Source organism: Agrobacterium sp. MA01 (genome assembly GCF_009650195.1).
Classification (GTDB): Bacteria; Pseudomonadota; Alphaproteobacteria; order Rhizobiales; family Rhizobiaceae; genus Allorhizobium.
Map to the genome: position 1 here is coordinate 1,115,730 of NZ_CP045854.1, position 24,341 is coordinate 1,140,070.

23 protein-coding genes and 1 tRNA gene are annotated in these 24,341 nt (G+C 60.5%); 8 read left to right on the top strand and 16 right to left on the bottom strand.

All coding sequences use genetic code 11. From position 1 onward, the window contains the following. Positions 1-27: 27 nt before the first annotated feature. Both GH983_RS05390 and GH983_RS05395 read right to left on the bottom strand, forming a co-directional pair. Positions 28-1,626 (bottom strand): peptide ABC transporter substrate-binding protein, encoded by a 1,599-nt coding sequence (locus GH983_RS05390; protein WP_153761851.1) that lies wholly within the window; start codon positions 1,624-1,626, stop codon positions 28-30. A gap of 247 nt (positions 1,627-1,873) precedes the next feature. Next, complete coding sequence (locus GH983_RS05395; RefSeq protein WP_153761852.1) at positions 1,874-3,232, bottom strand: glutamine synthetase family protein; 1,359 nt, start codon at positions 3,230-3,232, stop codon at positions 1,874-1,876. A gap of 192 nt (positions 3,233-3,424) precedes the next feature. Here GH983_RS05395 and GH983_RS05400 point away from each other — a divergent pair, with 192 nt between their 5' ends. Continuing rightward, on the top strand, positions 3,425-4,798 hold the full coding sequence (locus GH983_RS05400) for an aspartate aminotransferase family protein (protein ID WP_153761853.1): 1,374 nt from the start codon (positions 3,425-3,427) through the stop codon (positions 4,796-4,798). 45 nt (positions 4,799-4,843) lie between these two features. Here the strand turns inward: GH983_RS05400 and GH983_RS05405 are convergent, their stop codons facing one another. The 4 genes from GH983_RS05405 to GH983_RS05420 form a co-directional block, all read right to left on the bottom strand. Further along, on the bottom strand, positions 4,844-5,617 hold the full coding sequence (locus GH983_RS05405) for an SDR family NAD(P)-dependent oxidoreductase (RefSeq protein ID WP_153761854.1): 774 nt from the start codon (positions 5,615-5,617) through the stop codon (positions 4,844-4,846). 139 nt (positions 5,618-5,756) lie between these two features. Further along, the gene (locus tag GH983_RS05410; protein ID WP_194842789.1) at positions 5,757-6,920 is read right to left on the bottom strand and encodes a TMEM43 family protein; all 1,164 of its coding nucleotides are present in this window, start codon (positions 6,918-6,920) and stop codon (positions 5,757-5,759) included. A 201-nt stretch (positions 6,921-7,121) separates the two neighbouring features. After that, positions 7,122-7,415 carry a DUF2218 domain-containing protein gene (locus tag GH983_RS05415; protein ID WP_153761856.1) on the bottom strand — a complete coding sequence of 98 codons (294 nt, stop codon included), beginning with the start codon at positions 7,413-7,415 and terminating at the stop codon, positions 7,122-7,124. Positions 7,416-7,417: 2 nt separating this feature from the next. Then, positions 7,418-8,008 (bottom strand): PadR family transcriptional regulator, encoded by a 591-nt coding sequence (locus GH983_RS05420; protein WP_069043859.1) that lies wholly within the window; start codon positions 8,006-8,008, stop codon positions 7,418-7,420. Between the two features lie 150 nt (positions 8,009-8,158). Between GH983_RS05420 and GH983_RS05425 the strand changes: the two genes are divergently transcribed. After that, positions 8,159-8,632 carry an OsmC family protein gene (locus GH983_RS05425; protein WP_153761857.1) on the top strand — a complete coding sequence of 158 codons (474 nt, stop codon included), beginning with the start codon at positions 8,159-8,161 and terminating at the stop codon, positions 8,630-8,632. A 91-nt stretch (positions 8,633-8,723) separates the two neighbouring features. After that, on the top strand, positions 8,724-9,257 hold the full coding sequence (locus GH983_RS05430) for a GNAT family N-acetyltransferase (RefSeq protein ID WP_153761858.1): 534 nt from the start codon (positions 8,724-8,726) through the stop codon (positions 9,255-9,257). 91 nt (positions 9,258-9,348) lie between these two features. Here the strand turns inward: GH983_RS05430 and GH983_RS05435 are convergent, their stop codons facing one another. Further along, positions 9,349-10,851, bottom strand: a complete 1,503-nt coding sequence (locus GH983_RS05435; RefSeq protein WP_153761859.1) for an AMP nucleosidase — start codon at positions 10,849-10,851, stop codon at positions 9,349-9,351. 92 nt (positions 10,852-10,943) lie between these two features. Then, on the bottom strand, positions 10,944-11,114 hold the full coding sequence (locus GH983_RS05440) for a hypothetical protein (protein ID WP_153761860.1): 171 nt from the start codon (positions 11,112-11,114) through the stop codon (positions 10,944-10,946). A 255-nt stretch (positions 11,115-11,369) separates the two neighbouring features. On the opposite strand from GH983_RS05440, the gene GH983_RS05445 reads away from it, so the two are divergent. Continuing rightward, positions 11,370-11,747 (top strand): glyoxalase superfamily protein, encoded by a 378-nt coding sequence (locus GH983_RS05445; RefSeq protein ID WP_153761861.1) that lies wholly within the window; start codon positions 11,370-11,372, stop codon positions 11,745-11,747. A gap of 71 nt (positions 11,748-11,818) precedes the next feature. On the opposite strand, the gene GH983_RS05450 is transcribed toward GH983_RS05445, so the two are convergent. Then, positions 11,819-12,154, bottom strand: a complete 336-nt coding sequence (locus tag GH983_RS05450) for a DUF2147 domain-containing protein (RefSeq protein ID WP_054149607.1) — start codon at positions 12,152-12,154, stop codon at positions 11,819-11,821. A 508-nt stretch (positions 12,155-12,662) separates the two neighbouring features. On the opposite strand from GH983_RS05450, the gene GH983_RS05455 reads away from it, so the two are divergent. After that, positions 12,663-12,929: a sel1 repeat family protein gene (locus GH983_RS05455; RefSeq protein WP_006727350.1), complete on the top strand. Its 267-nt coding sequence runs from the start codon at positions 12,663-12,665 to the stop codon at positions 12,927-12,929. Positions 12,930-13,082: 153 nt separating this feature from the next. Here GH983_RS05455 and GH983_RS05460 read toward each other — a convergent pair whose 3' ends face one another. From GH983_RS05460 to GH983_RS05470, 3 genes are all read right to left on the bottom strand, one after another. Then, the gene (locus tag GH983_RS05460; protein WP_153761862.1) at positions 13,083-14,195 is read right to left on the bottom strand and encodes a pyridoxal phosphate-dependent aminotransferase; all 1,113 of its coding nucleotides are present in this window, start codon (positions 14,193-14,195) and stop codon (positions 13,083-13,085) included. Positions 14,196-14,305: 110 nt separating this feature from the next. Next, the gene (locus GH983_RS05465) at positions 14,306-14,722 is read right to left on the bottom strand and encodes a PilZ domain-containing protein (protein WP_069041767.1); all 417 of its coding nucleotides are present in this window, start codon (positions 14,720-14,722) and stop codon (positions 14,306-14,308) included. Between the two features lie 178 nt (positions 14,723-14,900). Beyond that, positions 14,901-15,254, bottom strand: coding sequence for a hypothetical protein (locus GH983_RS05470; RefSeq protein ID WP_054149604.1), 354 nt, complete (start codon positions 15,252-15,254; stop codon positions 14,901-14,903). A 334-nt stretch (positions 15,255-15,588) separates the two neighbouring features. On the opposite strand from GH983_RS05470, the gene GH983_RS05475 reads away from it, so the two are divergent. Next, complete coding sequence (locus GH983_RS05475; protein WP_153761863.1) at positions 15,589-16,806, top strand: NAD(P)/FAD-dependent oxidoreductase; 1,218 nt, start codon at positions 15,589-15,591, stop codon at positions 16,804-16,806. Between the two features lie 99 nt (positions 16,807-16,905). Here GH983_RS05475 and GH983_RS05480 read toward each other — a convergent pair whose 3' ends face one another. Then, positions 16,906-17,838, bottom strand: a complete 933-nt coding sequence (locus GH983_RS05480) for a site-specific integrase (protein ID WP_153761864.1) — start codon at positions 17,836-17,838, stop codon at positions 16,906-16,908. A gap of 298 nt (positions 17,839-18,136) precedes the next feature. Next, on the bottom strand, positions 18,137-19,141 hold the full coding sequence (locus GH983_RS05485; protein WP_153761865.1) for a porin: 1,005 nt from the start codon (positions 19,139-19,141) through the stop codon (positions 18,137-18,139). A gap of 605 nt (positions 19,142-19,746) precedes the next feature. Between GH983_RS05485 and GH983_RS05490 the strand changes: the two genes are divergently transcribed. Together GH983_RS05490 and GH983_RS05495 are read left to right on the top strand one after the other, a co-directional pair. Beyond that, positions 19,747-19,837: transfer RNA gene (locus tag GH983_RS05490), tRNA-Ser, on the top strand. 240 nt (positions 19,838-20,077) lie between these two features. Beyond that, the gene (locus GH983_RS05495) at positions 20,078-21,037 is read left to right on the top strand and encodes a porin (RefSeq protein WP_069041765.1); all 960 of its coding nucleotides are present in this window, start codon (positions 20,078-20,080) and stop codon (positions 21,035-21,037) included. A 101-nt stretch (positions 21,038-21,138) separates the two neighbouring features. On the opposite strand, the gene GH983_RS05500 is transcribed toward GH983_RS05495, so the two are convergent. Continuing rightward, positions 21,139-21,999, bottom strand: coding sequence for an alpha/beta fold hydrolase (locus tag GH983_RS05500; RefSeq protein WP_153761866.1), 861 nt, complete (start codon positions 21,997-21,999; stop codon positions 21,139-21,141). Positions 22,000-22,083: 84 nt separating this feature from the next. Beyond that, on the bottom strand, positions 22,084-24,153 hold the full coding sequence (locus GH983_RS05505; protein WP_194842830.1) for a lytic transglycosylase domain-containing protein: 2,070 nt from the start codon (positions 24,151-24,153) through the stop codon (positions 22,084-22,086). Positions 24,154-24,341: the final 188 nt, after the last annotated feature.

The following is a 24,341-nucleotide window of genomic DNA, read 5'->3' on the forward strand; positions in this document are numbered from 1 at the left end:
CGTGCGTCGTCCGGTCACGTGACGAGATTATTCAGCGACGCGGAGGAAGCGGCTGAGATGCTCATTGGCTGCGTTGTCCTGCCAGCCGCTGACGCGGTCGGAGACCAGCCACAGGTTCGCCGTGCTCATCAGCGGAGCGATCGGCTGGTCGCGCATCAGGATGACTTCGGCATCATGCAGGATCTTCTTGCGGGCTTCGGCATCGCCTTCGGTGTAGGACTTGGCCATCAGCGCGTCGAACTCCGGGTTGTTGTACTTGCCGTAGTTGAACGAGGTGTTGGTCGAGACGTTGAGGCCGAGGAAGTTTTCAGCATCCGCATAGTCGGCGACCCAGCCGGCACGAGCCACGTTGAAGGCGCCGCCTTCCTGGAGGTAGGCGTAGTGCGAGGCCACGTCGAGGTTGGTCATCGTCACCGTTGCGCCGAACGTGTTCTTCCACATGTCGGCGACAGCGGTTGCCACGCGCTCGTGGTTCGGGTTGGTGTTGTAGCGGATCTCGATGTTGAGCGGCTTGCCGCCTTCACCGTAACCGGCTTCCTTCATCAGTTCGATCGCCTTGTCTTCGCGGTCGAGCTGCGACATTTCGGCGAAGTCGGCCTTGGCTGCCTCGTAGCCGCCGAGACCATCCGGAACCAGCGAGTAGGTCGGCAGCTGCGCGCCGGAATAGATCTCCTCGGCCAGGAAGTCGCGATCGACGGCCATGGAGAGGGCCTGGCGGACGCGCACGTCGCTATAGGGTTCCTGGCGGGTGTCGAAGACGTAGTAATAGGTCGAGGCCGACGGCGAAACGCGGACCTGCTCGCCATAGCTATCCTTCAGGCGGTCGATCTGGTCGGCCGAGAAGTTGTAGACGAGGTCCATTTCCTTGGCTTCGAAACGGCGGACCGAAGCGGCCTGATCGTCGATCGGGTAGAAGACAACCTTGTCGATCTGGGTATTGGCGGCATCCCAGTGGTTTTCGTTCTTCACGACCACGAGGTTATCATTCGGCACGTGGCTCTCGAGCTTGTAGGCGCCGTTCGACACCATCACGCCCGGCTTGACGAAATCCTTGCCGTTCTCTTCGACGCTTGCCTTGGAGACGGGCAGGGCGGTCTGGTGTGCCAGAAGTTCTAGGAAGAACGGCGTTGCGCGCTCAAGGGTCACTTCGAGGGTCTTCTCGTCAACGGCCTTGACGCCGATTTCTTCCAGCTTCGCTTCACCCTTGTTGGCCTTTTCGGCATTCTTGATCGGGTAGAGGATGTTGGCGTATTTCGCGGCGGTTTCCGGGTTCTGGACGCGCTGGATCGAGTAGACGAAGTCTTCAGCCGTCACCGGCGAGCCATCCGACCACTTGGCGTTTTCGCGGATCTTGAAGGTATAGACGGTGCCATCGTCGGAGATGGTCCAGCTTTCGGCAGCGCCGGGCACGATTTCGCCCTTGGCGTCGTAGATCGTCAGGCCCTCATAGAGATCCTTGAGAATGAAGGCTTCGATGTCGATCGAGGTATTGGCCTGATCGAGCGTCTGCGGCTCGCCGGAATTGCCGCGATGAAGCACGACTTCGGCCAGCGCCTGGCTTGCGCCAAACATCAAGGAGGTGAGGAGAAGAGAGGTGCCGAGCAGCCGGCGCGTCTGGATAGACATCGTTTGGAACTCCCAGTTCACGTTAACGGAAAGGGAGAGAAGAATATTCGTGCGGAGGTGGCAAGCCGCATTTTTTGTGGCTACCCTAATTTTTGGGAGGAAATTGGAGGGTTGGCCTGTGACTTGGCACGAAGATTTCGTGTGACCGTTTTGTGACGAAATAAAATTATAGCGTCAAATCCTGCCCGAAATGCGACAACGCGGCCCGAGGGCCGCGTCTGCAAGGTTTCCGGTGGCTCGGTAGGGGTCAGATGCGCGGCAGATAGGTCTGGTAATCGAAGCTCGACACGGTCCTGAGGAAGGCCATGGCCTCCTTGCGCTTGGTGTCGCCATAGATGCGCTGATATTCGGCCCCGAAGATGTCGGCGATGAAGGCGGATGCGCGGAACCGCTCGACGGCGGTCAGGAAATCATAGGTCAGCATGTCGGGGTTTTCAGGCGCGCTGTCCGGCGTCGTGACCTGGCCGGGATCAAGATCCTCGTCGAGGCCAAGCAGGATGCCGCCGAGGATGGCGGCGAGCAAGAGATGCGGATTGGCGTCTGCACCGGCAACACGGTGCTCGATGCGGGCAGCCGGGCCGTCCTTGTCCGGAATGCGGATCGCGGTGCCGCGATTGCCGAAACCCCAGTCGATCTTATCAGGCGCAAAGGAGCCCGGCTGGAAGCGGCGATAGGAATTGGCAAAGGGTGCGAAGATCAGTTGCGCATCTTGCATGCTCCTCAGCATGCCGGCGGTGATCGACTTCAGCTTCACCGGATCGCCGCCCTTGGCGTCGAGGATGTTGCGGCCGTCCTTGTCGATGATCGAGGCATGCACATGAAGCCCAGAGCCGGCATGATCGCCATAGGGCTTCGCCATGCAGGTCGCCTTGAAACCATGCCGGCGGGCGGCAAAATCGACGACGCGCTTCAAATAGATGCAGTCGTCGGCAGCGGCCATGGCATCCGGCTTGTGCAAAAGGTTGACCTCGAACTGGCCGGGGCCGAATTCAGCCGTCGTCGCATCGGCCGGCAGGCCCATGTCGTCGCAATATTCGCGCACCGTATCGAGGAAGTCCTCCATCGCGGCGGTCGCGCGCATGTCATACAGCTGGTAGCCCTCGACCTCGCCGTTCATGACCAGCGCCTTCGGTGGCATCGGCACGCCGGTCTCGCGGAAATCCGGCTCCATCACATAGAATTCAAGCTCGGTGGCAACAACAGGCGTCAGGCCCTTCTCCTCGAAGCGCTTCATCACATTGGCGAGGATCGCGCGCGGGCAGACGAAATGCGGCTCTCCATCGAGCGTATGCATGGTGGCCAGCACCTGCTTGGAGCCGGCAGGCCCCCAGGGAAGCGTCGTCAGCGAGTTCTTGTCCGGCATGCAGATGCCATCGGGATCTCCGAGCGTCAGCGAGATCTTGGTAATGTCGTCATTGTCGTCGCCCCAGATGTCGAGCGATTGCGTCGAGGCCGGCAGGCGCACCGTGTTCTTCCAGACCTTATCCTCGGCTTTGAGCGGAATCATCTTGCCCCTGAGGTCGCCATTCATGCCGACGAGCAGCACCTCAATGCGCGCGGAAGGGTCGGCTGCGGTAAGATCGGCGGCCTCGGTCGGTGCTGTCATGGGAAAACTCTCGTTGGCTTTTTGGGCGGATTTGGCCGGAGGAACGCGGCAATCGGTGCCTTGCCAAACGCGTTTTGGACGGTCATGTTCGTAGCCGATAATGTTCCGCCTTTCAATGCGAGGCAAGGCAGCCGCACGGACCATGTTTGGCCGTGAAAGCAAGAGCTTCTGCCCCGATCGAGGATCCGACCGATGAACAAGCCAGTAACCGCCGTCTCCAACCTCGGTGCCATCGACGCTGCCCACCATCTTCATCCCTTCTCGGACATGAAGAAGCTGAATGCGGCCGGCACCAAGATCATCACCCGTGCGGAAGGCGTGCATATCTGGGATTCGACCGGCAAGCAGTATCTCGACGCCTTTGCCGGCCTGTGGTGCGTCAATGTCGGTTATGGCCGCAAATCGATCGCCGATGTGGTCCACGCCCAGATGCTGGAACTGCCCTATTACAACACCTTCTTCGGCACCACGACGCCGCCGACCACGCTGCTCGCCCAGAAGATCGCCGAAAAGACCGGCCCGAAGATCAACCGGGTCTTCTTCTCCAATTCCGGCTCGGAAGCCTCCGACACCTGGTTCCGTATGGCGCGCGTCTACTGGAAGGCGCTCGGCCACGAGACGAAGACACAGGTCATTGCCCGCAAGAACGCCTATCACGGCTCGACCGTCGCCGGCGCCTCGCTCGGCGGCATGAAGTGGATGCATGAACAGGGCAATCTGCCGATCGAGGGCATCCACCACATCAACCAGCCCTATTGGTATGCCGAGGGCGGGGATCTGACACCTGAGGATTTCGGCCTGAAGGTTGCCCGCGAGCTTGAAGAGAAGATCATTGAACTCGGCGAAGAGAATGTCGCCGCCTTCGTTGCCGAGCCGATCCAGGGGGCCGGTGGTGTCATCGTGCCGCCGTCGACCTACTGGCCGGAAATCAAGCGCATTTGCGCCAAGTACCAGATCCTGCTCGTCGCCGACGAAGTCATCTCCGGCTTCGGCCGCCTGGGTTCCTGGTTCGGCCACCAGCATTACGACTTCGAGCCGGACCTCGCGCCGATCGCCAAGGGCCTGTCCTCCGGCTACCTGCCGATTGGCGGCGTCCTGGTGTCTGATCGCGTGGCGGAAGTCATGGTCAACGAGCTCGGCGACTTCTACCACGGCTACACCTATTCCGGTCACCCGGTGGCAGCCGCCGCAGCGCTCGAAAACATCCGCATCATCGAGGAAGAAGGCCTGGTCGAGCGTGTCCGCGACGACACCGGCCCCTATCTCGCCCAGGCATTGGCCTCGCTCACCGACCACGAACTCGTCGGCGAAGCCGTCAGCGTCGGCCTGATGGGTGCGGTGCAGATCGCGGCCGACAAGGCCACCCGCCGCCGCTTCAAGAAACCAGACGATACCGGCACTTCCGTCCGTAACCAGTGTGTCAATGCCGGCGTCGTGCTGCGCGCCACCGGCGACCGCATGCTCTTCTCCCCGCCGCTGATCATCTCGCGGTCGCAGATCGACGAGGCAGTTGATAAGTTGCGCAACGGCCTTGACTGGTTGAAGGACAATCGCGGCGAGGGGTGAAGCGGCCCAACCAATGAGGCGCCGGCGAGACCGGCGCCCTTTGCCTCACGGCATGAACTGGCCACCATTGATGTCGATCGTCTGTCCGGTGATGTAGCCGGAGAGCATGGAGGACGCCAGGAAGAGATAGGCGCCGACGCAATCCTCCGGTGTGCCGGTGCGCTTCAAGGGCACGGCGGCTGCCACCTGATCGAGCTGGCCGGGCAGGGCATATTTGTCCTGGAATGGGGTGGTGATGACGCCGGGTGCCACCGCGTTGACGCGGATATTGTATTTGCCGAATTCCAGCGCCATGCCCTTGGTGACTGCGCCGACAAAGGCTTTCGAGGAACCGTAGACGCCGGAGCCGGCGGTGCCGCCCGTGCGAGCGGCCACCGACGTCGTATTGATGACGAAGCCGCCCTCACGCTTCAGATACGGCACGGCGGCCTGTGTCGTAGCGATCACCGAGCGGGCATTCACATCCATTACCTTGTCGTAATGGGCGTCCGTCATCTCTTCATAGAGCACGCGGGCGATCATGCTGCCGGCATTGTTGATGACACCATCGAGCCGACCGAAGGTCTTGGCGACATGCTCGACGGCCTCGGCCATGGCCTCCGATGACGCCGCATCGGCTTTCACCAGTACGACGCTGCCACCAGCGGCTTCGATGTCGCGGGCGATGGCATGCGCCGCTTCCGCATTCGAATTGTAGTGCAGGCCGACCAGGGCGCCTTGTGCGGCAAAACCGCGTGCCAGGGCCTCGCCGATGCCGCTCGATGCGCCGGTGATCAGCACGGCCTTGCCAGAAAGGTCGGGGATGGTGAGTGCGGTCATGGGCTTGTCCTCCTGTTGTCAGACAAGCTTAGAGCGGCCCCGATGTGATTTGGCAAGGCCGCTCTCGTCCATCTCGTTGCACCTTGACCTAGGATGTTTCAGTGAACCCAGGCGTGCTCAGTGCTCTACCGTCCGCGGGTCACGCTGCAGGCTGGGCCGTCTGTTTGCGGACATACCTGGAATAGGCCCAGATAATTGCGACCACGCCCACGATCAGCCCGATCGACAGCAGCGGCCTGACGGCGAACCAGCCGATCGCAATGACCGTTACGCCGACCGCGATCGCCAGGACGAACGAAATCAGACCCGTCCCGAAGCCGATCAGGGTGCCGACGAACGGAATGACGTCACCGATCACGCTGAAGATCCGCAGGATCAGGGCAAAGCCGACGAACAAACCCAGGATCCCCGCTGCCCTGATAACCCAGGTCAGAATGACGTTTTCGGTCTGGCTGTCGGCGAACATCTTGTCCGAGGTTTCGCGGCCAGCGGCGAGCAGGAAGAGCGTGTAGCCATTTTCCGTGGTGTATTCGGCCAGGCGATCGCCACGCTGCATGGCCACGACGCTGACTTCGGGCAGCACGATCTTCTCGAAGCGGACCCGGGTGTCCCCGACCTGCGGCGCCTTCTCATCGGCGCCGAAATAAAGCGCCTGCGTGACGGCACGGCCTTCGCCGGGATAGCCGAGGGCTTCGGAAGCCTCGGCTGCCGTTTCAGCGGTGATCGGCAAGGCTTGCCGCGTGCCAGCCGAGGCAATCTGCGAGCCTTCCACACTGAAGGCACCCAGTTTCGCCGTCTCCACCAGCGTTTCCGTCGACGGCAGCCAGAATTCGGGGTTCTCATGCCCCGCAGATTCCTGGAATTTCGAGGAGTCCTGCGCATCCCCACTCCATTCCCTGGAATAGGTGTAGGTGGTCACGGTTTCTTCGCCGCCGCCCAGCTTCTTCTCGGTCTTACTGCTTTTTTCCTCGACCCACTGATACATCTCGACCTTGCGAGCCAGGCCAATCACGCCGCTCGCGCTGATTCCCGTGTCCGGGTCGACGACGTCAGCCTCCGGAACCACGCCGCTTTCGATATGCACCAGCTTGCCATCGAGCGCAGGGTCTATCCGCGCTGCATCGGTGCTGACGACGATCGACTGGCCTTCCACCAGCGACTCATACGTCGCGACCGATCGCCCTTCGTTCCAGAGCAGCGCGACGATTGCCACGATGACGAGAATGAAGCCGAATATGGCCCCCGTCAGTGCCCCACCCAGACGAGAAAACCAAGATGTCGATGTCCTTGTTACCACATTCATGGCATCCCCCATTGCCTAGCGCCCTTGCCGAGTTGCGAGTTTCTAGCAAGTTTTGTTGCCAGGGAAAGTTCTTATCTTGGGGGGATCGAAGGCGGGGCAGAACGTATTGCACATCCTCCGCCAGAGGGATCAGCCTCACGCAGGAGACTGATCCAAAAACCAGACTGTTCTGGCCGGCGGACCCGTGACGTCGGGAATGGCTTAAGCCGCTTTCCAGTCGAAGGGCAGGGGGGCCTCGCGGAAGGCAAAGCGGTCAAGGTGGCTGGCCACCACGCCCTGATAGGTTTCGAGCTTTCCGGCATCTTCGGTCTCGATCGTGACCGTCAGGCTCGATGCATCGCTGTGCATGGATGCTGTTGCCTCGGGAAACTTCACCACGGCCTTGTGGTTCTGCTCGTCCAGCTCGACCTCGAGCTTGTGGGACCAGTGCTTGCAGAGCTGCTGCAGATATTTCCAGCCGTTTTCGGTGGAAACGGTTGTCGTCGATGTTGCCATGATCAAAGCCTTTCGATCTTGCCGACCGCCTCGTCCAGAATGCGGGCGACCTCCAATTGCGTCTCGCGCGTGGTCGTTTCGCGCGACAGACAGTCGTGCAGGGCCTGCTTCAGGTTGTGCATGGCGCGACGCACCGGGGCTGCATCGGTTCTTTCGCTGACTTTTGCAAGCGCCGTCAGGCGTCCCATCGCGGTCGCGACCTCGTCGGCCCGCTCTGCGAGATGTGTCCGGCCGGCTTCGGTGATGGTCATCACCTTGCGCGGGCCGTCGCTCTCATGCTCTTCCGCGAGCCCCATGTCGAGAAGCAGCGTCATGGTCGGATAGACGACGCCGGGCGAAGGGGCATAGGCACCGCCCGACAGGCTCTCGATCTCGCGGATCAGGTCATAGCCGTGACGCGGCTGGTCCTCGACCAGCTTCAAGAGAACGAGGCGCAGCTCGCCGCCGTCGAACATACGGCGGCGTTCGCCACGCCCTCTGGGGCCGCCGAAAGGCCCGCCCTGGGGGCCGCCATTGCGCATAGCATGCATCGCCTGGCGAAAGGCGTGGAAGGGATTGCCGCATTCGCCGCGGCCGCTCTGGGAATGTCTCATGATCATCTCTCGTTCTGTTTGAATTGCATCTACGATATATCTTAGATCGTACGATGCAAGGCCCGGCCATAAAAATCTCTCCGGGGTCATGCTGGTCCGGCTTGTGCGTGAGGACTAAGATCGCAAGAGGAATCGCTGAGGAGGGCGTCGATGAGCGAGAAGCGGCACGAATACCAAGTCACGGTCACCTGGCAGGGTAATGCCGGTACAGGAACCTCCGGCTACCGCGACTATGGACGTGATCATCTGCTCTCGGCGGAAGGCAAGCCGGATATTCTCGGCTCCGCCGATCCGGCCTTTCGCGGCGATCCCAAGCGCTGGAACCCGGAAGATCTCTTTCTCGCCTCGCTGTCGGCCTGCCACAAGCTTTGGTATCTGCATTTCTGCGCCGTCTCCGGCGTCATTGTGATCGCTTATGAAGACCATGCCGAAGGTGTCATGGAAATGGATGCCAATGGTACGGGGCGCTTTACCGATGTCGTGCTTCGCCCCACCGTTACCATCAAGCGTGGCACCTTTCCGGAACTCGCGCTGGACCTGCATGGCGACGCGCACGAGAAGTGTTTCATTGCCAATTCGGTGAATTTTCCCGTGCGCTGCGAGGCGAAGATCGTCGAGGCGTGAAAGGTGAGGGCGGGGCAGGTATTGCCCGACGGAAGCTCTCCCGTCGACCACCTATATCGTCATGCAACGGGAAGACCTGCGAGGAGACCTGATGGTACAATTGCAGACGGCGAACCTGACGCTCGCTCCTTGTCGCTCGAGTGACGCTGCCGATTTCATCGCGCTGGAACGCGACCCGGACGTGATGCGCTTTCTGAACGGCGGCGCGGTCGATCACCAGAAGATCGATCCGGAGCAAGCGGCGTTCCTGATGCCGAGAGGCACGGAACCTTATGTGTGGACTGCACGCAGGACGACCGATGGCGCGTTTGTCGGATGGTTCTGTCTGTTTCCGGAAACGGAGATGATCGCCGAGATCGGCTATCGCCTGCGCCGAGCGTGCTGGGGCCAGGGACTGGCGTCGGAAGGAGCCTCGGCGCTTGTCACATGGGGCTTCACCAGCGGTGGCTACGAAAGGATCGTGGCAACCACGATGGCCGTGAACCAGAGTTCGCGACGGGTGATGGAAAAAATCGGCATGAAACACACGCGCACGGAGTTTGCCGATTTTCCCGATCCCATCCCGGGTTCCGAACACGGCGATGTCTGGTACGAACTGACGCGCGGCGAATTCCTTGGGCGCTGAGATTCAGGCTCCCATCAGATGATTGCCGGCAGGAAGGAAATTCCTGCCGGACACCATTCTGTCGTTTCTGCCGGCCGCTGCGCTTGCTGCCTTACTGGAATGCCGTCTCGAAGAAGCTTCTGAGCTTGCGGGAATGCAGCTTCTCGGTCGGCATGGCGCCGAGCTTCTCCAGCGCCCGGATGCCGATCTGCAGATGCTGGCTGACCTGGGTCTTGTAGAAGGCCGTCGCCATGCCTGGCAGCTTGAGCTCGCCATGCAGCGGCTTGTCGGAGACGCAGAGCAGCGTGCCGTAGGGCACGCGGAAACGGAAGCCGTTGGCGGCGATGGTGGCCGATTCCATGTCGAGTGCGATGGCGCGCGCCTGGGAAAGCCGCTTCACCGGGCCACGCTGGTCGCGCAGTTCCCAGTTGCGGTTGTCGATCGTGGCGACCGTGCCTGTGCGCATGATGCGCTTCAGCTCGAAGCCCTCATAGCCGGTGATCTCCTCGACCGCATCTTCCAGCGCCAGCTGCACTTCTGACAGAGCGGGGATCGGCACCCAGACCGGCAGGTCGTCATCGAGCACGTGGTCCTCGCGCATATAGGCATGCGCCAGCACGTAGTCGCCGAGCCGCTGGCTGTTGCGAAGTCCGGCGCAATGGCCGAGCATCAGCCAGGCATGCGGCCGAAGTACTGCGATATGGTCGGTGATTGTCTTGGCATTGGAAGGACCGACGCCGATATTGACGACAGTGATGCCGCCGTGCCCCTTCTTTTTCAGATGATAGGCCGGCATCTGCGGCAGGCGTCCAAGGGCGACACCTTCGATCGGTTCGGAGTGGCCCGAAGGGGTGAGAATGTTGCCCGGCTCGACGAAGGCCGTGTAGTCGCTGTTTCCGTCCGCCATCAGCTTGCGGGCATAGGCGCAGAACTCGTCCACATAGAATTGGTAGTTCGTGAACAGCACGAAGTTCTGGAAATGCGATGCGCTCGTCGCGGTATAATGCGACAGGCGCGCTAGCGAATAATCGATGCGCTGTGCCGTAAACGGGGCCAGCGGATGCGGTTCGCCGGGCAAGGGCTCGTATTCGCCATTGGCGATCTCGTCATCGGTAACAGTGAGATCAGGCGTATCGAAGATGTCGCGCAGCTGCATGTCGACGAGGCCGCCGGCAGACGCCTCGACGTGGGCGCCTTCCGCAAAGGCAAAATGCAGCGGAATGGGGGTTGCTGATTCAGACACCGTAATCGGCACCTGATGATTGCGCATCAGAAGCGCCAGCTGTTCCTTCAGATAATGCCGGAAGAGCTGCGGCCGTGTGATCGTCGTGGTGTAGATGCCGGGCGAGGTAACGTGTCCGTAGGAGAGACGGCTGTCGATATGGCCGAAGCTCGTCGTCTCTATGCTGACCTGCGGATAGAAGGCGCGATATCGGCCCTCGATCGGACCGCCCTTGGCCAGAGACGAAAAGGCCTCGATCAGGAAATTGGTATTACGCTCGTAAAGCGCCGTCAGCGCGTCGACGGCCGCCGTCGCATCTGTGAAGACCTGAGGCGCAAAGGGCTCGGGGCTGATGGAGTTCTGGGGTGCTGGGGACAGGATTCGTGTGTTCATGGCGCATTATAGGAGACGAAATCTGACAAGCAAACGACGTCATGGGGGATGCGTCAAGATTTCTTCGGAGCCGCTTGCGCGCCTGGCTTCGATCAAAAGGTCGGGCGGCAGCTGTTGAGGCCGGTCGGCGCGCAGCTTGCGACGAGACCCGAAGAAAGATGCCGCACGGTCGGCTGAGTGTTGACGACGAGCTGCGCGAACATGAAGGCGAAAAGCGCCATGCTCAAAGAGATGATGGTGAGACGCCGTGCCAGCTTGGCCATGTTCTTGCTCCTTTCCGATCTGTTGAGACCGGTATAGCGGAGCGGGTCTGAATGCTGGCTGAGATGTGGGTTCATCTGGCATTCAGAAGGGTTAACTGAAATGCGGGGCGTCTGGAAATGCCTCTTCCCTCTCTCCGGCTTCTGGACATAATGGAAACCGGCGGGCACCGTCCCGTCCAGCTCTCCTTACCGAATGGCCTCGCCTTTGGTGCACCGTCGCCATCCGACCCACCGTCCGGCAACAGGGTTTCACCCATGACAGAAAAACACGACGTCGCCCTCCGGTTTGGGCGCATTGCCGCGACCTTGCCCGTCAAGGACATGGAGCGGGCCCAAGCCTTCTATGTCGATCTGCTTGGATTTCGAAAGGTCTTCGAGAACGGTAGCCCCGTCGGCTTCATGATCCTGCAGCGCGACGACGCCGAACTGCATCTCACGCTTCAAAAGAACCACAAGGCCGCTGACTTCAACATCGCCCACATGATGGTCGAGAATATCGACCGGCTGCATGACCTCGTGCAGCAACGAGGTCTAAGGGTGGTGAAGCGTCTTCAGGACAAGGATTACGGCCTGCGGGCCTTCGTCTTCGAAGATCCCGATGGCAATCGCATCGATGTGGGCCAGCCCCTGTGATCAATCCTTGAATGCAGAAGGGGCGCCGGTTGTAGCCGGCGCCCCTTTGCTATTTTCGAATGTCGATCGCTTCAGAGACGTGTCCAGGTCTGCGTCTTGCAGAGCACGGCCATGACGCACCCCTTCATCTTCAGCGAATTGCCGGAGACGGAGCCGGAGCCCGCATAGGTCTTGTCGGTTTCCGGATCGGTGATCTCGCCCTTGTAGCTGTCGCCGCTGCCGGACATCTTGCCGATCTGCTTGCCGTTGTGCTTGCCGCTCTTCAGCGTCACGCAATAGGCGCCGCCGCACGGTGCGATCTGGGCCGTGGCGCCGGATGCCGTTTTCCAGTTGCCTTCGATGGGCTCGGCGGCCTGGGCTGTGAAGGCCGAAAGCGCAAGGGCTGCCGCAATGATGATGGAACGCATGGTCTGATCTCTCCTCCCGAGATGATGGTCCTCTCCCGTGGTCGGAGACGGTCCTCTCCGCAGCCGCCCAACGGTTAAGAATTATCTTACGCACACGTAAAGGTAAAAGCAATCCGCCGCGAAATGCGAGCGGTGGAAAGCCTCAGATCGCAGCAAATCCTGCACTTTCGCGAAATGCCTTCGGGAAACATGGTGAAAAATCGGTTGATTTGTCAGCGTGAAGCTTTCGTAAATTTTGAGCGGAAATCCTTGGGTTGCAGGGGAAGCGATGCTTAACGGAATCCGAAGTTTACGAAGCTTTTGTACTTTGTTTTCAGCAAATTAAGGATGCATTTTAAGCGAGTTTTGAAGACCGTTTGGCATAGTGAACCCATCAAACGAGCAGGGAAAAACCCCGCCAAACCCGACCGACACGAGAATGACCGGACAAAGATCCGGCGCCGTTTCGGAAGGGCCCGCAAGGGAAAACAGGGACCACCGAGAAACTAGGCAAACAGGGACAAAACCAATGGCACGCTTTGAAATGCACAATTCCGAAAATGCCACGATGGGTGGCGAAACCCGGGCTGATGTCTTCCGCGACATGGGTCTGATGTATGCAACCGGCCGCGGTTGCCCTGTTGACCTGGTGTCGGCACACAAGTGGCTGAACATCGCCGCGATCAAGGGCTGCGACCGCGCCGCCGAGCTTCGCGCCGATCTCGCCCAGACGATGAGCAAGATCCAGCTCGCCGAGGCGCTTCGTGCCGCCCGCGAATGGATGACCATGCACTGACGAATTCCGGCCGCGACCGCGGCAGGAGAATGACAAGAATAACCCTGAGTGGGGAACGTGGCGGGGACCTTTGGACGGGGCCAGGGCCAACACTTTTCAAAGACCGCGACCGGCAGGAACAAGGCCGGCGCGGTCTTTTTCATTGTGGCGAGGTCAGCCGATTGTCTTCAAGACCTTCGGCAGTGCCGCTTCGAAAAGGTCGAGATCTTCAGGCAGTCCTGCCGAGACCCGGATGCACCGGTTGAGCGGAGCGACGCCGGGCATGCGGATGAAGACACCGTGCTCCATCAGGCCGTCGACGATGGCCCGGGCATAGACCCCGTCGCGGCCGCAATCGATCGCGACGAAATTGGTGGCAGAGGGCAGGGGGCGAAGACCGTTCGCGGTCGCAATGCTGGCGATCCTGTCCCGTGCCGCCTTGATCCGCCCGACAACGTCGTTGAGATAGCCCTGGTCTGCGAGCGCCGCGAGTGCCGCCTCGGTCGACAGCCGCGGCATGCCGAAATGGTTGCGGATCTTGTCGAAGGCAGAGACGGTGCCCGGCGTGCCGATGCCATAGCCGACGCGGGCACCCGCCAGGCCATAGGCCTTGGAAAAGGTGCGCGTGCGGATCAAGTTCGGCAGGTCGATCAGCGCGTCGGCTGCCGGGATCGAACCTTCGGGTGCCGTCTCGCTATAGGCTTCATCGAGAATGAGAAGCGTGGTCGAAGGCAGGGCACGGGCGAACGCGACGATGCTGTCTGAATCCCACCAACTTCCCATCGGATTGTCGGGGTTTGCGAAATAGACGAGCGGCGCATCTTCTTGCTTCACCAATGCGAGCAACGCGTCGAGATCCTCCCGGTCATCTCGGTAGGGAGCCGTGACCAGGCGCCCGCCAAACCCGTTTACATGAAAATTGAAGGTCGGATAGGCACCGAGCGATGTGACGACAGGCATGCCGGGCTCGATCACCAGCCGGACGATCAGCCCGAGCAGGTCATCGATGCCTTCGCCGATCACGAAGTTCTCCGGCTTCAGTCCGAGATGCGCGGCGAGCGCCACCTTGAGGGCATGGTTTTCCGGATCATTGTATTTCCAGATCTCGCCTGACTTCTCGGCAATCCTCGCGAGCACGGAAGGTGCCGGGCCGAAGCCGCTTTCGTTTGCGCCGATGCGGGCGCGAACCGCAAGGCCCCGTTGCCGTTCAATGGCTTCGGGACCGACAAAGGGCACGGTTGCGGGGAGCGAGGCGGAGAGGGGCGTGAAGCGTGAGAAGGCGGTCATTGCGAAGCGGCATCCGGAGGTCGAGAGCGATCCGCCCACCATAAGTGCCGCCGCAGCCGAAGCAAGCCGGATCCGCGGCGATCAGACCTCATCTGCCGGCAGAGATTTTCTCAGCGACCGAGGCGCGCACCGTTGCCGTTCTGGAAAGGCTTGAGCGGTGCATTGACGGCGTCGCCAAGCATGAAGTCGGCGCGGACAATCCGGTGCAACATGTGCTCGGAGATCGGTGCAATGAACTTCACGCCGACCCTGTTGCCGTTGCGATAGGCCTCGGCACATCCGATCCGGTCGGCAAGGCCGACGATCTGCAGATAATAATGAGAGGAGAGGCCAATCGCGGTCGTGAGTTCGATCGCAGCGCCGCCTTGCGAAATGTCGACCACTTCGCAGCTGCGGATCGTGATGCCGGTGAGGCCGGGGCGAACCGACATCACCTTGGCCGGCCGGCGGACATAGAAGCGCTCCCATTTGCGCTCGTACATTTCCGAGCGTACCCCAGCCAGATGCGTCGCATTTTCCATCGCCATGACCGGCTCCCCAAACTCTTCTGTCTCACACTGTGAGCACTAATATTTGCAGTAGCATCAATAAGATCGCTCAAATTTTACCAATACTGAATATTCGGTTTCAACGGACGTCCCGGCAAGCGCAGGCCGCGCTGGCGCCCGCAAGAGGGCGCAAGCGGTGATCAGTCGGCGCGAGATGTCAGTGACTTGTTTCGAAGGAAAGCCTGACGACACGGTGCAGGAACTCGGGGTCGATCAACATGTTGAAGCCGACCGTGACCTTTTCGGCTTCGCGGCGGATCAGCGTGCAGCCGATGTCATCGTGAATGCCGAGGATCTCCAGAAAGAAGTTCGGCGGCACCTGGACATGCGGCGAGACGTCGAGATCGGCGCCATAAAGCGAAATCGTCCGGATGAGGCAGCGCTGCGACCGTGCCATGCTGAGATGATGGCCGACAAACACGATCTTGCCGGGGCGATCGATCTTGAATTTCTCGAAGATCTGATCCCGAGGGATGTCCGATTTTGCGTCCGGTATCCTCTGCAAGGGCATGTTACCCTCCCACGGTGTCAAGTTAGAATGACATGCTAGCCGATGTCCGTTACCAGATCCTGCATGCAAACCGTAAAATCCAGACGAGCTTTCAAATTGGCAAGATTTGCCAGCCACTTCGTCGGTTGGCTGTTTGTGCCGTTTTTGGTCGGGAATGCCTTAGGTAGCAATCAGCGAGGATGTGCACGCCGTTTACAATGGGCGGTTTCGACCGGCGAGCCCCAGGCCAACTTGACCGCAAACCGCCACAAAGCTAGGCCTTGCTGCATCGCATCGTGGCCGGTCTTCAGGCAGCGATTCTGATTTGGACGGCATGCGGCAGGGAGTGCATCACGTGGCGGAGCGACTGGTGATTATCGGGGCGGGGCAGGCGGGTTTCGCTCTGGCCGCAAAGCTGAGGGCGCTGAAGGACGAGCGGCCGATCACCCTTGTCGGCAACGAGCCGGTCCTGCCCTATCAGCGGCCTCCGCTTTCCAAGAAGTATCTGCTCGGCGACATGGACTTCGATCGACTGCTGTTCCGGCCCGAAGCCTGGTATGGCGAGAACGGGGTCGAGATCCACCTGTCGACGCCGGTCGAAGCGATCAATCGTGACAAGCGCGTGGTCAAGCTTTTCGACGGCAGCGAGATCCCTTATGAGACCCTCGCCATCGCCACCGGGGCGACGCCGCGCCGTCTGCCGGCCGCGATCGGCGGTAATCTAGAGGGCGTCTATACGATGCGCGACAAGGCCGATGCCGATCGTCTGGCCGACGAGATGAAACCGGGCCATCGGCTTCTCATTATCGGCGGCGGTTATATCGGTCTTGAGGCAGCAGCCGTCGCCCGCAAGCTGGGTCTCGACGTCACGCTGATCGAAATGGCCGACCGCATTCTGTCTCGCGTTGCCGCTTCCGATACGGCGGATGCGATCCGCACGATCCACGAAACCGAGGGCGTGCACATCCACGAAAAGACGGGTCTGACCCGTTTGATCGGCGATGAGGGCAGAGTGAAGGCCGCCGAGCTCTCGGACGGCCGCGTCATCAACGTCGACCTCGTCATCGTCGGGATCGGTGTGACCCCAAACGATCGTCTGGCGGGTGATGCCGGTCTTGAGGTTCAGAACGGCATCGCCGTCGACAGTTTTGGCCGCACGAGCGACCCTGCCATCTTCGCCATGGGCGACTGCGCCGTTCAGGCATGGAACGGGGAGCAGGTACGGCTCGAATCCGTACAGAATGCGGTGGATCAGGCCGAAGCCGTCGCAGCCGTGATCGCAGGTGGATCCGAGCCCTATCGCCCGAAGCCCTGGTTTTGGTCGGACCAGTATGATGTGAAGCTGCAGATCGCCGGCTTCAATCTGGGCTATGATCAGACGGTGCTGCGCCCCGGTACCCGCGAGGGAAGCCTTTCGATCTGGTATTTCTGCAAGGGCGTCTTCATCGCCGTCGATGCGATCAACGATGCCAAGGCCTATGTGACCGGCAAGAAGCTCCTGGAACTCGGTCGGCCGGTCGATCCTGTCTCGATTGCCGATCCCGCGCTCGACCTGAAGAGCCTGATGGTCTGAGGCCATGAGCCCGCCTTTGGGGCAGGCAGGGAATGACACAATATAAAGAGCAAGGGCCGGACAAAGCCGGCCCTTTTGCAACTTACATTACAATATGACTCACGACGCCGCCGCCCGCTCCAGGATCGGAACGCACATGTCGAGATCATGCGAAGCAAGATGGGCGTAACGCATGGTCATGGTGAGCGTCTGGTGGCCGAGCCACATCTGAACGCGACGGATATCGATCCCGCCCTGAACCAGACGGGATGCGCAGGTATGGCGCAGCACGTGCGGCACAACGTCCTTGTCGTCGGCAAAGCCCACCGCATCCTTGGCGTTGTGCCAGGCGATGCGGAAGCGCTGCTGGTCGATCTCGGCAAACGGGCCCGAATATCGACGATCCGACGATTCAATGGCAGCCAGCGCGCGCTGGGTGAGCGGAACCGAGCGCGAGCGTCCCGATTTTGTCACCCAAAAGGTCACGCGGTCTTTATGTATGTCACCCCAGCGCAGGTTCAGCCCCTCGCTCAGGCGGGCGCCGGTATCGACCAGGAAGAGGCAGAACCGGTAATAGAGTTCGGAATGCGCCCGGATTTCGGAAAACAGCAGGTCCTCTTCATCCCTGTCGAGGAAGCGAATGCGACCCGCTTTCTCTTTCTGGCGCTTGAATTCAGGCAGACTGTGAACGTCTCCCATCTTGTTCGCCTTTCGCAGCAGTTTGCTTAAGGCCGCCATCTTTCGATTGATGGTGGCATTGCTATTACCGCGTTTGCGCAATTTGCCGATCAATTGGTCGAGCATCTCGTCTGAAAAAGCCGAAAAACTCGGAAAATCAAGGAGATCGTGAAGCTCTCCGATAAAATTGGTTACGTTATATTTGTGGCTGCCATTCATCCACAACAGGTCGCCATATTTGCCGAACAGTTCGCGCAGATTGGTTTCGCGCACCTCGTGCAGGATCGTTCCCTGTCTGTATTGATAATGTACCGAATAATCGGGCACGCCCACAAAGACGTCAAAACCCTTCCCGGCCGGCATTTCCACCTGCATGTATCCCCCAAATTTCCCTTTGGCGAGCACGCGAACGGGCTCACCGCCCGTCCCCACAGGCGTAGATATCGTTATAACTTATAAAAAGTATAGTGCAGAACAGCACAAACTTTCGTGTTAAGCCCCTATCGGACTGTCTGAATGGATCGTTCGCGCTCCTTTCTGTTCTGAGGAGGAGCCTGGCTGATCCTGCCCAAGCCTTTGGCAGAACGCGTATTCAAGCTCATTCTGGAATGCGCGAAGGGTCCGGCTCGTGATGAAGCCGGACCCCACGCATTTTTAAGCTAATCGCTGTGGATTAGAACGAGCGGGTCAGGCGGACGAAGCCGTCCCAGTTGCCGTCAGCAGCGCCGTCGCGATCGAGGTAACGAACGTCAGCCGAAGCTTTCAGGCCGGAAGCGAGAGCGTATTCAACGAGCAGGTCTGCGCCCCACTGGTCAGCATTCGTGAAGCCAACGCTATCCCAGTAAACAACCTGCGGGGTGATCGACAGCTTGTCGGTTGCCTTGAAGGTATAGGCCGCGCCAACAGTCCACTCGGAAGTGAAGTTGTAACCAACCGACTGACCAGACGCCCAAGCGGCGGCCAAAGCGAAGGTGCCAGGACCGACGTTAGCGGCGACAACGCCGGCGATCGCGCCTTCTTCCGAGCCAAAGTCATAAACGCCGTTCACGGTGACAGTGGCCACGCCGAGCGAAGCGGAACCAACGGCTTCCAGACCAACTTCGTTGCCAGCAAACTGGTCGGAGAGGTCGTCCACGCCGAGCCCGACCGTGAAGGCATCAGCCGAGTAGGTGTAGGAAACGGTGTTGAACTTGGCATTGCCGAAGAAGTCGTCAGACTCACCAGCCAGACCCCAGTCGTCAGCCCAGGTCAGCGAACGACCAACCTTGAAGCCGCCAACAGTAATGTAGGCCTGATCGAGCGTGATGTTAGCGCCTGTGGTCGTTGCGCCCTGGCTATCAGCCTGAATGCGGACGTAGGAACCGATCGTTCCGATTTCCGAGTCGTTCTTGGCGTCGAATGCCAGGCGTGCACGGACTGCGCTATCCCAGGTGTCGTTCGACGGGGTGCCGTAAGGAGCGTTGTTCTCGTTAGCCGAGAGAGTAACGCGGACTTCACCCGAGATCTTGAGGCAGGTTTCGGTGCCGGGGATGTAGAAGTAGCCGGTGCCGAAAGCGTCGCAAACGCGAACGTATTCCATGGGCTCGGGCTCAGCAGCGACGATTGCGTCAGCAGCCTGGGCGCCGGAAACTACAGCGAGAGCTGCAGCGGAGCCGAGAAGAAGGCTCTTGATGTTCATTATTGACCTCCAGTCAAGTTTCGTATGGGTCTGGGTTAATTGGCTGAAGGACAGCATTCCCTGCCCCATCCCCGTCGGTTTCAGAAGACGGACGATCCACCGCCTCGCTTCCGAGGTTGAAAATACAAAACCCCGTCGGTCATGCAATCACCAAAGAGTGGAATGGACAGAATGTGGTCACCCTTCCACCCGGCCTGTTGCTGAAAGGCCACAAACTCCCTTGCGCCGCCCCATATCCATTTAGGTTTTGTTAAGAAAATCCAAAAAAAACCGCCGCTTACACAAGCTCTTGGGTACGCCGGGCAGGTGTTCGCATGCGGGTGGTCTTCTCATTTTGGCACAGGATTCCGCAAAAAGTTGCATTTAGAACCATGTCGGCTCGCCTCGAAGCTGCATCTTCGACAATGGCAGCTTCAGACCTTAAGCCTGAAAATCGGCAGCAGATGGCCGCCCGAGTGACAGAATCATGTCGTGAGGCGGGAACGATTCGGCTTTTCCTATGAGTGATGGGATCAACACCTGGCATTGGCGACCGCTCGCTAAAATGTTGAGAGCGGAGAAAAGGCCTTGCAATCACTGATTCAAGCAAATAATCAGGCGTCACCGGAGAGGTGGCCGAGTGGTCGAAGGCGCTCCCCTGCTAAGGGAGTATACGTCAAAAGCGTATCGAGGGTTCGAATCCCTTCCTCTCCGCCATTGTTTTACCCCTGCACATCACCATCACACTTTGCATATCGCTCGCACTGTCTCGAGCTTTTGCGCGAGTTTGTGCGTCTGGCCTCCTGCCTCAGCTCCGTCAGAAATCATGTTTCCTGAGACGCGCAACTCGCCGCCGCGTTGCCGAACAGATTCACGCGACACCAGCAAACAATTGAAAAAACGAATTAAATTCTGAAATTACCTGGTGCGACCTCTATAATTGACTGGAGGTCAATAATGAACATCAAGAGCCTTCTTCTCGGCTCCGCTGCAGCTCTCGCTGTAGTTTCCGGCGCCCAGGCTGCTGACGCAATCGTCGCTGCTGAGCCCGAGCCCATGGAATACGTTCGCGTTTGCGACGCCTTCGGCACCGGCTACTTCTACATCCCCGGCACCGAAACCTGCCTCAAGATCGGCGGCGAAGTTCGTTTCGCTTACGACTGGAACACCAGCGACACCGTTGCAGCTCGCAACGCTGACGACTTCCAGACCCGCGCCCGTCTCGTAATCGAATCCAAGAACGACTCGGAAGTTGGCACCATCGGTTCCTACATCCGTCTTCAGGGCACGAGCGATGGTTCGCAGGGCGTGACCCTTGACCAGGCTTACATCACCGTTGGCGGCTTCAAGGCTGGTTACTTCCTGACCTGGGCTGACGACATCGGCATCTCCGGCGAAAACGACACGTTCATCGACAACGCGAAGTTTGACTCGGTCAGCTACACCTACTCGGCTGACGCCTTTACCGTTGGTCTCGGCGTTGACGAACTCCGTCAGGCTGACGGCGCATTCGGCATCCAGGGTCTGGCTTCCACGACCCTCGGCGCCGTAACCCTGACCCTCTGGGGCGGCTACGACACCAAGGCTGACGAAGGCTATGTCGTTGGTAAGGGCGCTGCTGCAATCGGCCCGGGCACGTTCGAACTCTACGCTGGTTGGGCTTCCGACCCGTCGGCTTACGTCGGCACCGTTGAGTGGACCGTTGGCGCTGCTTACGGCTTCAAGGCAACCGAAAAGCTGACGATCACCCCGTCTGTCAACTTTGTTGAGCAGTTCAACAACGTCGACTACGTAACCGGTGGCGTTCTGGCTTCCTACGCTGTTGCTTCGGGCCTCAAGGTTGACACCACTGTTGACTACAACAAGGCCGACAGCGGCGAGTGGACCGGCTTCGTTCGCCTGATCCGTTCGTTCTAATTCGATCTCCAGATCGAATAAGGGAAGCCCGGCCTTGTGCCGGGCTTTTCGTTTTTGAAGAGGTTTTGTGACGATCGCTGGTGCGCGATCTGCGGCAGGGTTCAGCTGCCCAGAAACGTGCCGATCGCTTCTGCAAGCCCATTGAGATGCAGCAGCGGAGCATGGCCCTGTCCCTTGGCCTCGACGACCGTGCATTGGGCATGTCGCTGAGCCATGTCATCAGTCGTGGCGCGGGACAGAAGCCGCGAGTGTTCCCCCCGCACCACCATCACTCGCTTGTCCGCAAGCAGCGCAAACTGCGCCCAGAGGTCGGGGAAGGGCTGGCTTAAGTCGGCGGCGCGAAACTGCGCGGCGATGGCTTGGTCAATATCTGCGGTGAGCTTTCCATCGATCTCGCGGTAGAGCGCCTGCGCCATGCCGGCCCAGTCGTCCGGCCTCAGCGCCGGAAACTCTGCGCCATGGGTGGCCTTGAGTATGTCAGCCGCTTCGGCATAACTTGAAGGCGCAGGCCGAGTGCCGAGATAGCCCTGAATTTGCCTCAGCCCCTCCCTCTCCAGCACGGGCCCGATATCGTTGAGCACCAGCCTTTCGATGCGGTGAAGATGCGTCATGGCCAGCACATGCAGGATCAAGCCGCCACGCGAGGTGCCGATGAAGGCGGCGTGGTCTACGCCCAAGGCGTCGAGCACGCTGACCACGTCGCCCGCTTCGACCGGGATTGTGTAGCGCTCCGGCTGCGGGTCCCGATCCGACAGGCCGCGGCCGCGCGAGGAGATCGCGATGATCCGCCGATCATAGGGCGGAGCTGCCAGCATCCGCGCGAGATCTTCGAAATCGAGCACATTGCGTGTGAGCCCAGGCAGGCAGACGATTGGCGTGCCGCCATTGTCTGCGCCATGAATGCGCACATGCAGGTTGAGTCCGTCGGGAACGGTGATGAGGCGGTCGATAACATCGGCCATGCGGCTCTCCTTCGCTGTGTCGAAAGAGAGCCTAGCGGAGCCTTCACCGCCGGTCACCAGGCAATAATGGACAGGGCCGGGCGCTTACCGGCCGAAGCGCAGGTCGTGCACGATGTCGGTCTTTTGCCCAAGCCGGCTCTTGTAGACCTGGTAATTCTCCATCACCCGCATGACGTAGTTGCGCGTCTCGGGGAAGGGGATCCGCTCGATCCAATCGACGACCTCGTCGATCGACTTGCCACGCGGATCGCCGTAACGCTCGATCCAGCCCGGCACCTTGCTGGCGCCGGCATTGTAAGCGATGAAGGTCAGCACATAGGAGCCGTCGAAGCGGTCGATCTGCTCGCCCAGATAATGGGCGCCGAGCGTGGCATTGAAGCCGGGATCATTGGTCAGCTTCTCCGGGCGATAGGCAAGGCCATGGCGTAGCGCGACAGCCTTTGCGGTCGACGGCAGAAGCTGCAGGAGCCCGCGTGCGTCCGCCGGCGAGATGGCGGTCGGGTTGAACGCGCTTTCCTGGCGGGCAATGGCATAGGCAAGTGCCTTGCCGGAGCCGGCAATATTGGCCGAGGACGGAATGACGCCGACGGGGAAGGCCAGCGCCGGCACGTCGATCCCCCGCGAATAGGCGGTCTTGCCGATCTGCAGCGCCAGTTGATGGCCGCCGGAGGATTTCTCCGCCCTTGCACTCAACATAGCGAGTTCGCCAGGGCTCTCCAGTTGATCGGCCAGCGCACGGTAGAGGCTTTGCGCCCGCCAGCCATGACCGGCCGCCTCGTAACGGGCAATCGCCTGAACGGCTTCGCGCTGCGCAAAGCGGTTGCGATCGGATTGGCTTGGACGCGGATAGGGGATCTCGATCCCCGGCCGGTCGAGGCGCGCGGCGGCGAGCTGGCCATAGAAGGTGCTGGAATGCTCGGCGGCGCGGGCAAAATACTCGCGCGCCTTGCGGTCGCGCGACACTTCCGCGGCGCGACCCAGCCAGTACCAGGCGCGGCTGGCAGACAGCGGCCGGTTGGAAACCTCGAGGATGCGGGCAAAATGCCGGCTCGCGGTATCCGGATCGTTCAGCGCGCGCAGTGCAAACCAGCCGGCATGGAATTCCGCATCGGCAATATCGGTTGGCTGAGTCGCCACATGCCGGGAGACGATGCGATAGGCCTCGCGGACCTGACCCTGATCGGCAAGCCCGCGGGCGATGATACGCTGTTCGTCCCACCAGGCGCCGGTATTGATCAGCTCGGCCCGATCACGCGGCATCTGCGAGAGTAGCTTGGCCGCGTCCTCGAATTTCTGCTGGCGGCGCAGGTTTTCAATGCGGATGAAGAGCAGCGCCGGATCGTTGCGCCACTTGCCATCCACGGCCTGGATCAGCCCGCCGACATTGTCGGCCTTCGAAATCAGCCCTGCCCAGGCGCGGTAGAGCGACTGCGCCTCACCGAGCGAGGCAAAGCGCTTCGCCTGGCCCACCCGCTCGCGATACATCAGATAATCCATGCGGGCGCGGTGATCGGCGGGCCGCAGCAGGCCGGAAAACTCACCCATCACCCGATCTTCCGTCGCTTCGTCCAGGCCCTCCGTGCGCCAGAGGTTGCGGATCAGGCTTGCAGCCTTGCTCCGGTCACCCGTCGCGAGATGCGCGCGTGCCAGAAGCATCGTGCCTTCGGTCGTCTCCGGCGCGGTATTGCCGAAGGCGGAGAGAACGGCGGATGGCGCCGGATTTTCGCGGAAAAGCGCCTTTTCAGAATTGGCGCGGAAGGATTTGAGCCCTGGCCAGCCCTGAAGCTGCCGCTGGGCAGCGGCGATTTCGGCCGCCGGTACGTCGCTCAAGCCGGACATGGCGATCGACCAGGTCAGCATCTGCCGGTCGAGCCCGGCGGGCATGCGGTCGCGGATCGCGATCGCCTGGGCGCCCTTGCGATCAGACAGAGCATCAAGGCCGGACTTCAGCTGCGGATTGGCGGCAGCCAGCCGCTCGCCGCGCGGAATGGCGCCGGTGGTCTCAAGCGACGGCGGTGCCGCCTTGCTCGGTGCAAAGCCGAGCGGCTTCATAGGCGGCACAGGCACGTCGGAAAGCGCCTGCGCACTCGTCGACGACAGGACGAGCGCAAGACCGAGACCGAGGACAGAACGATAAGGCAGCGACATCTTCATCCACACACTATAACCCATGGCATCACACGAGAGAGTAGGCCGAGCACGCGGTTAACAAAAGCCTAAAGCCAGCGATCACATTCTCTCGAACGAAGCCTCGGAAAACTGTCACAAATCTCCTGCAGATGCGCTTGTCGCACCTGATGGTGCGAAGTAATGTGCCCCCGATTTAATCTGAGAATGCGGCC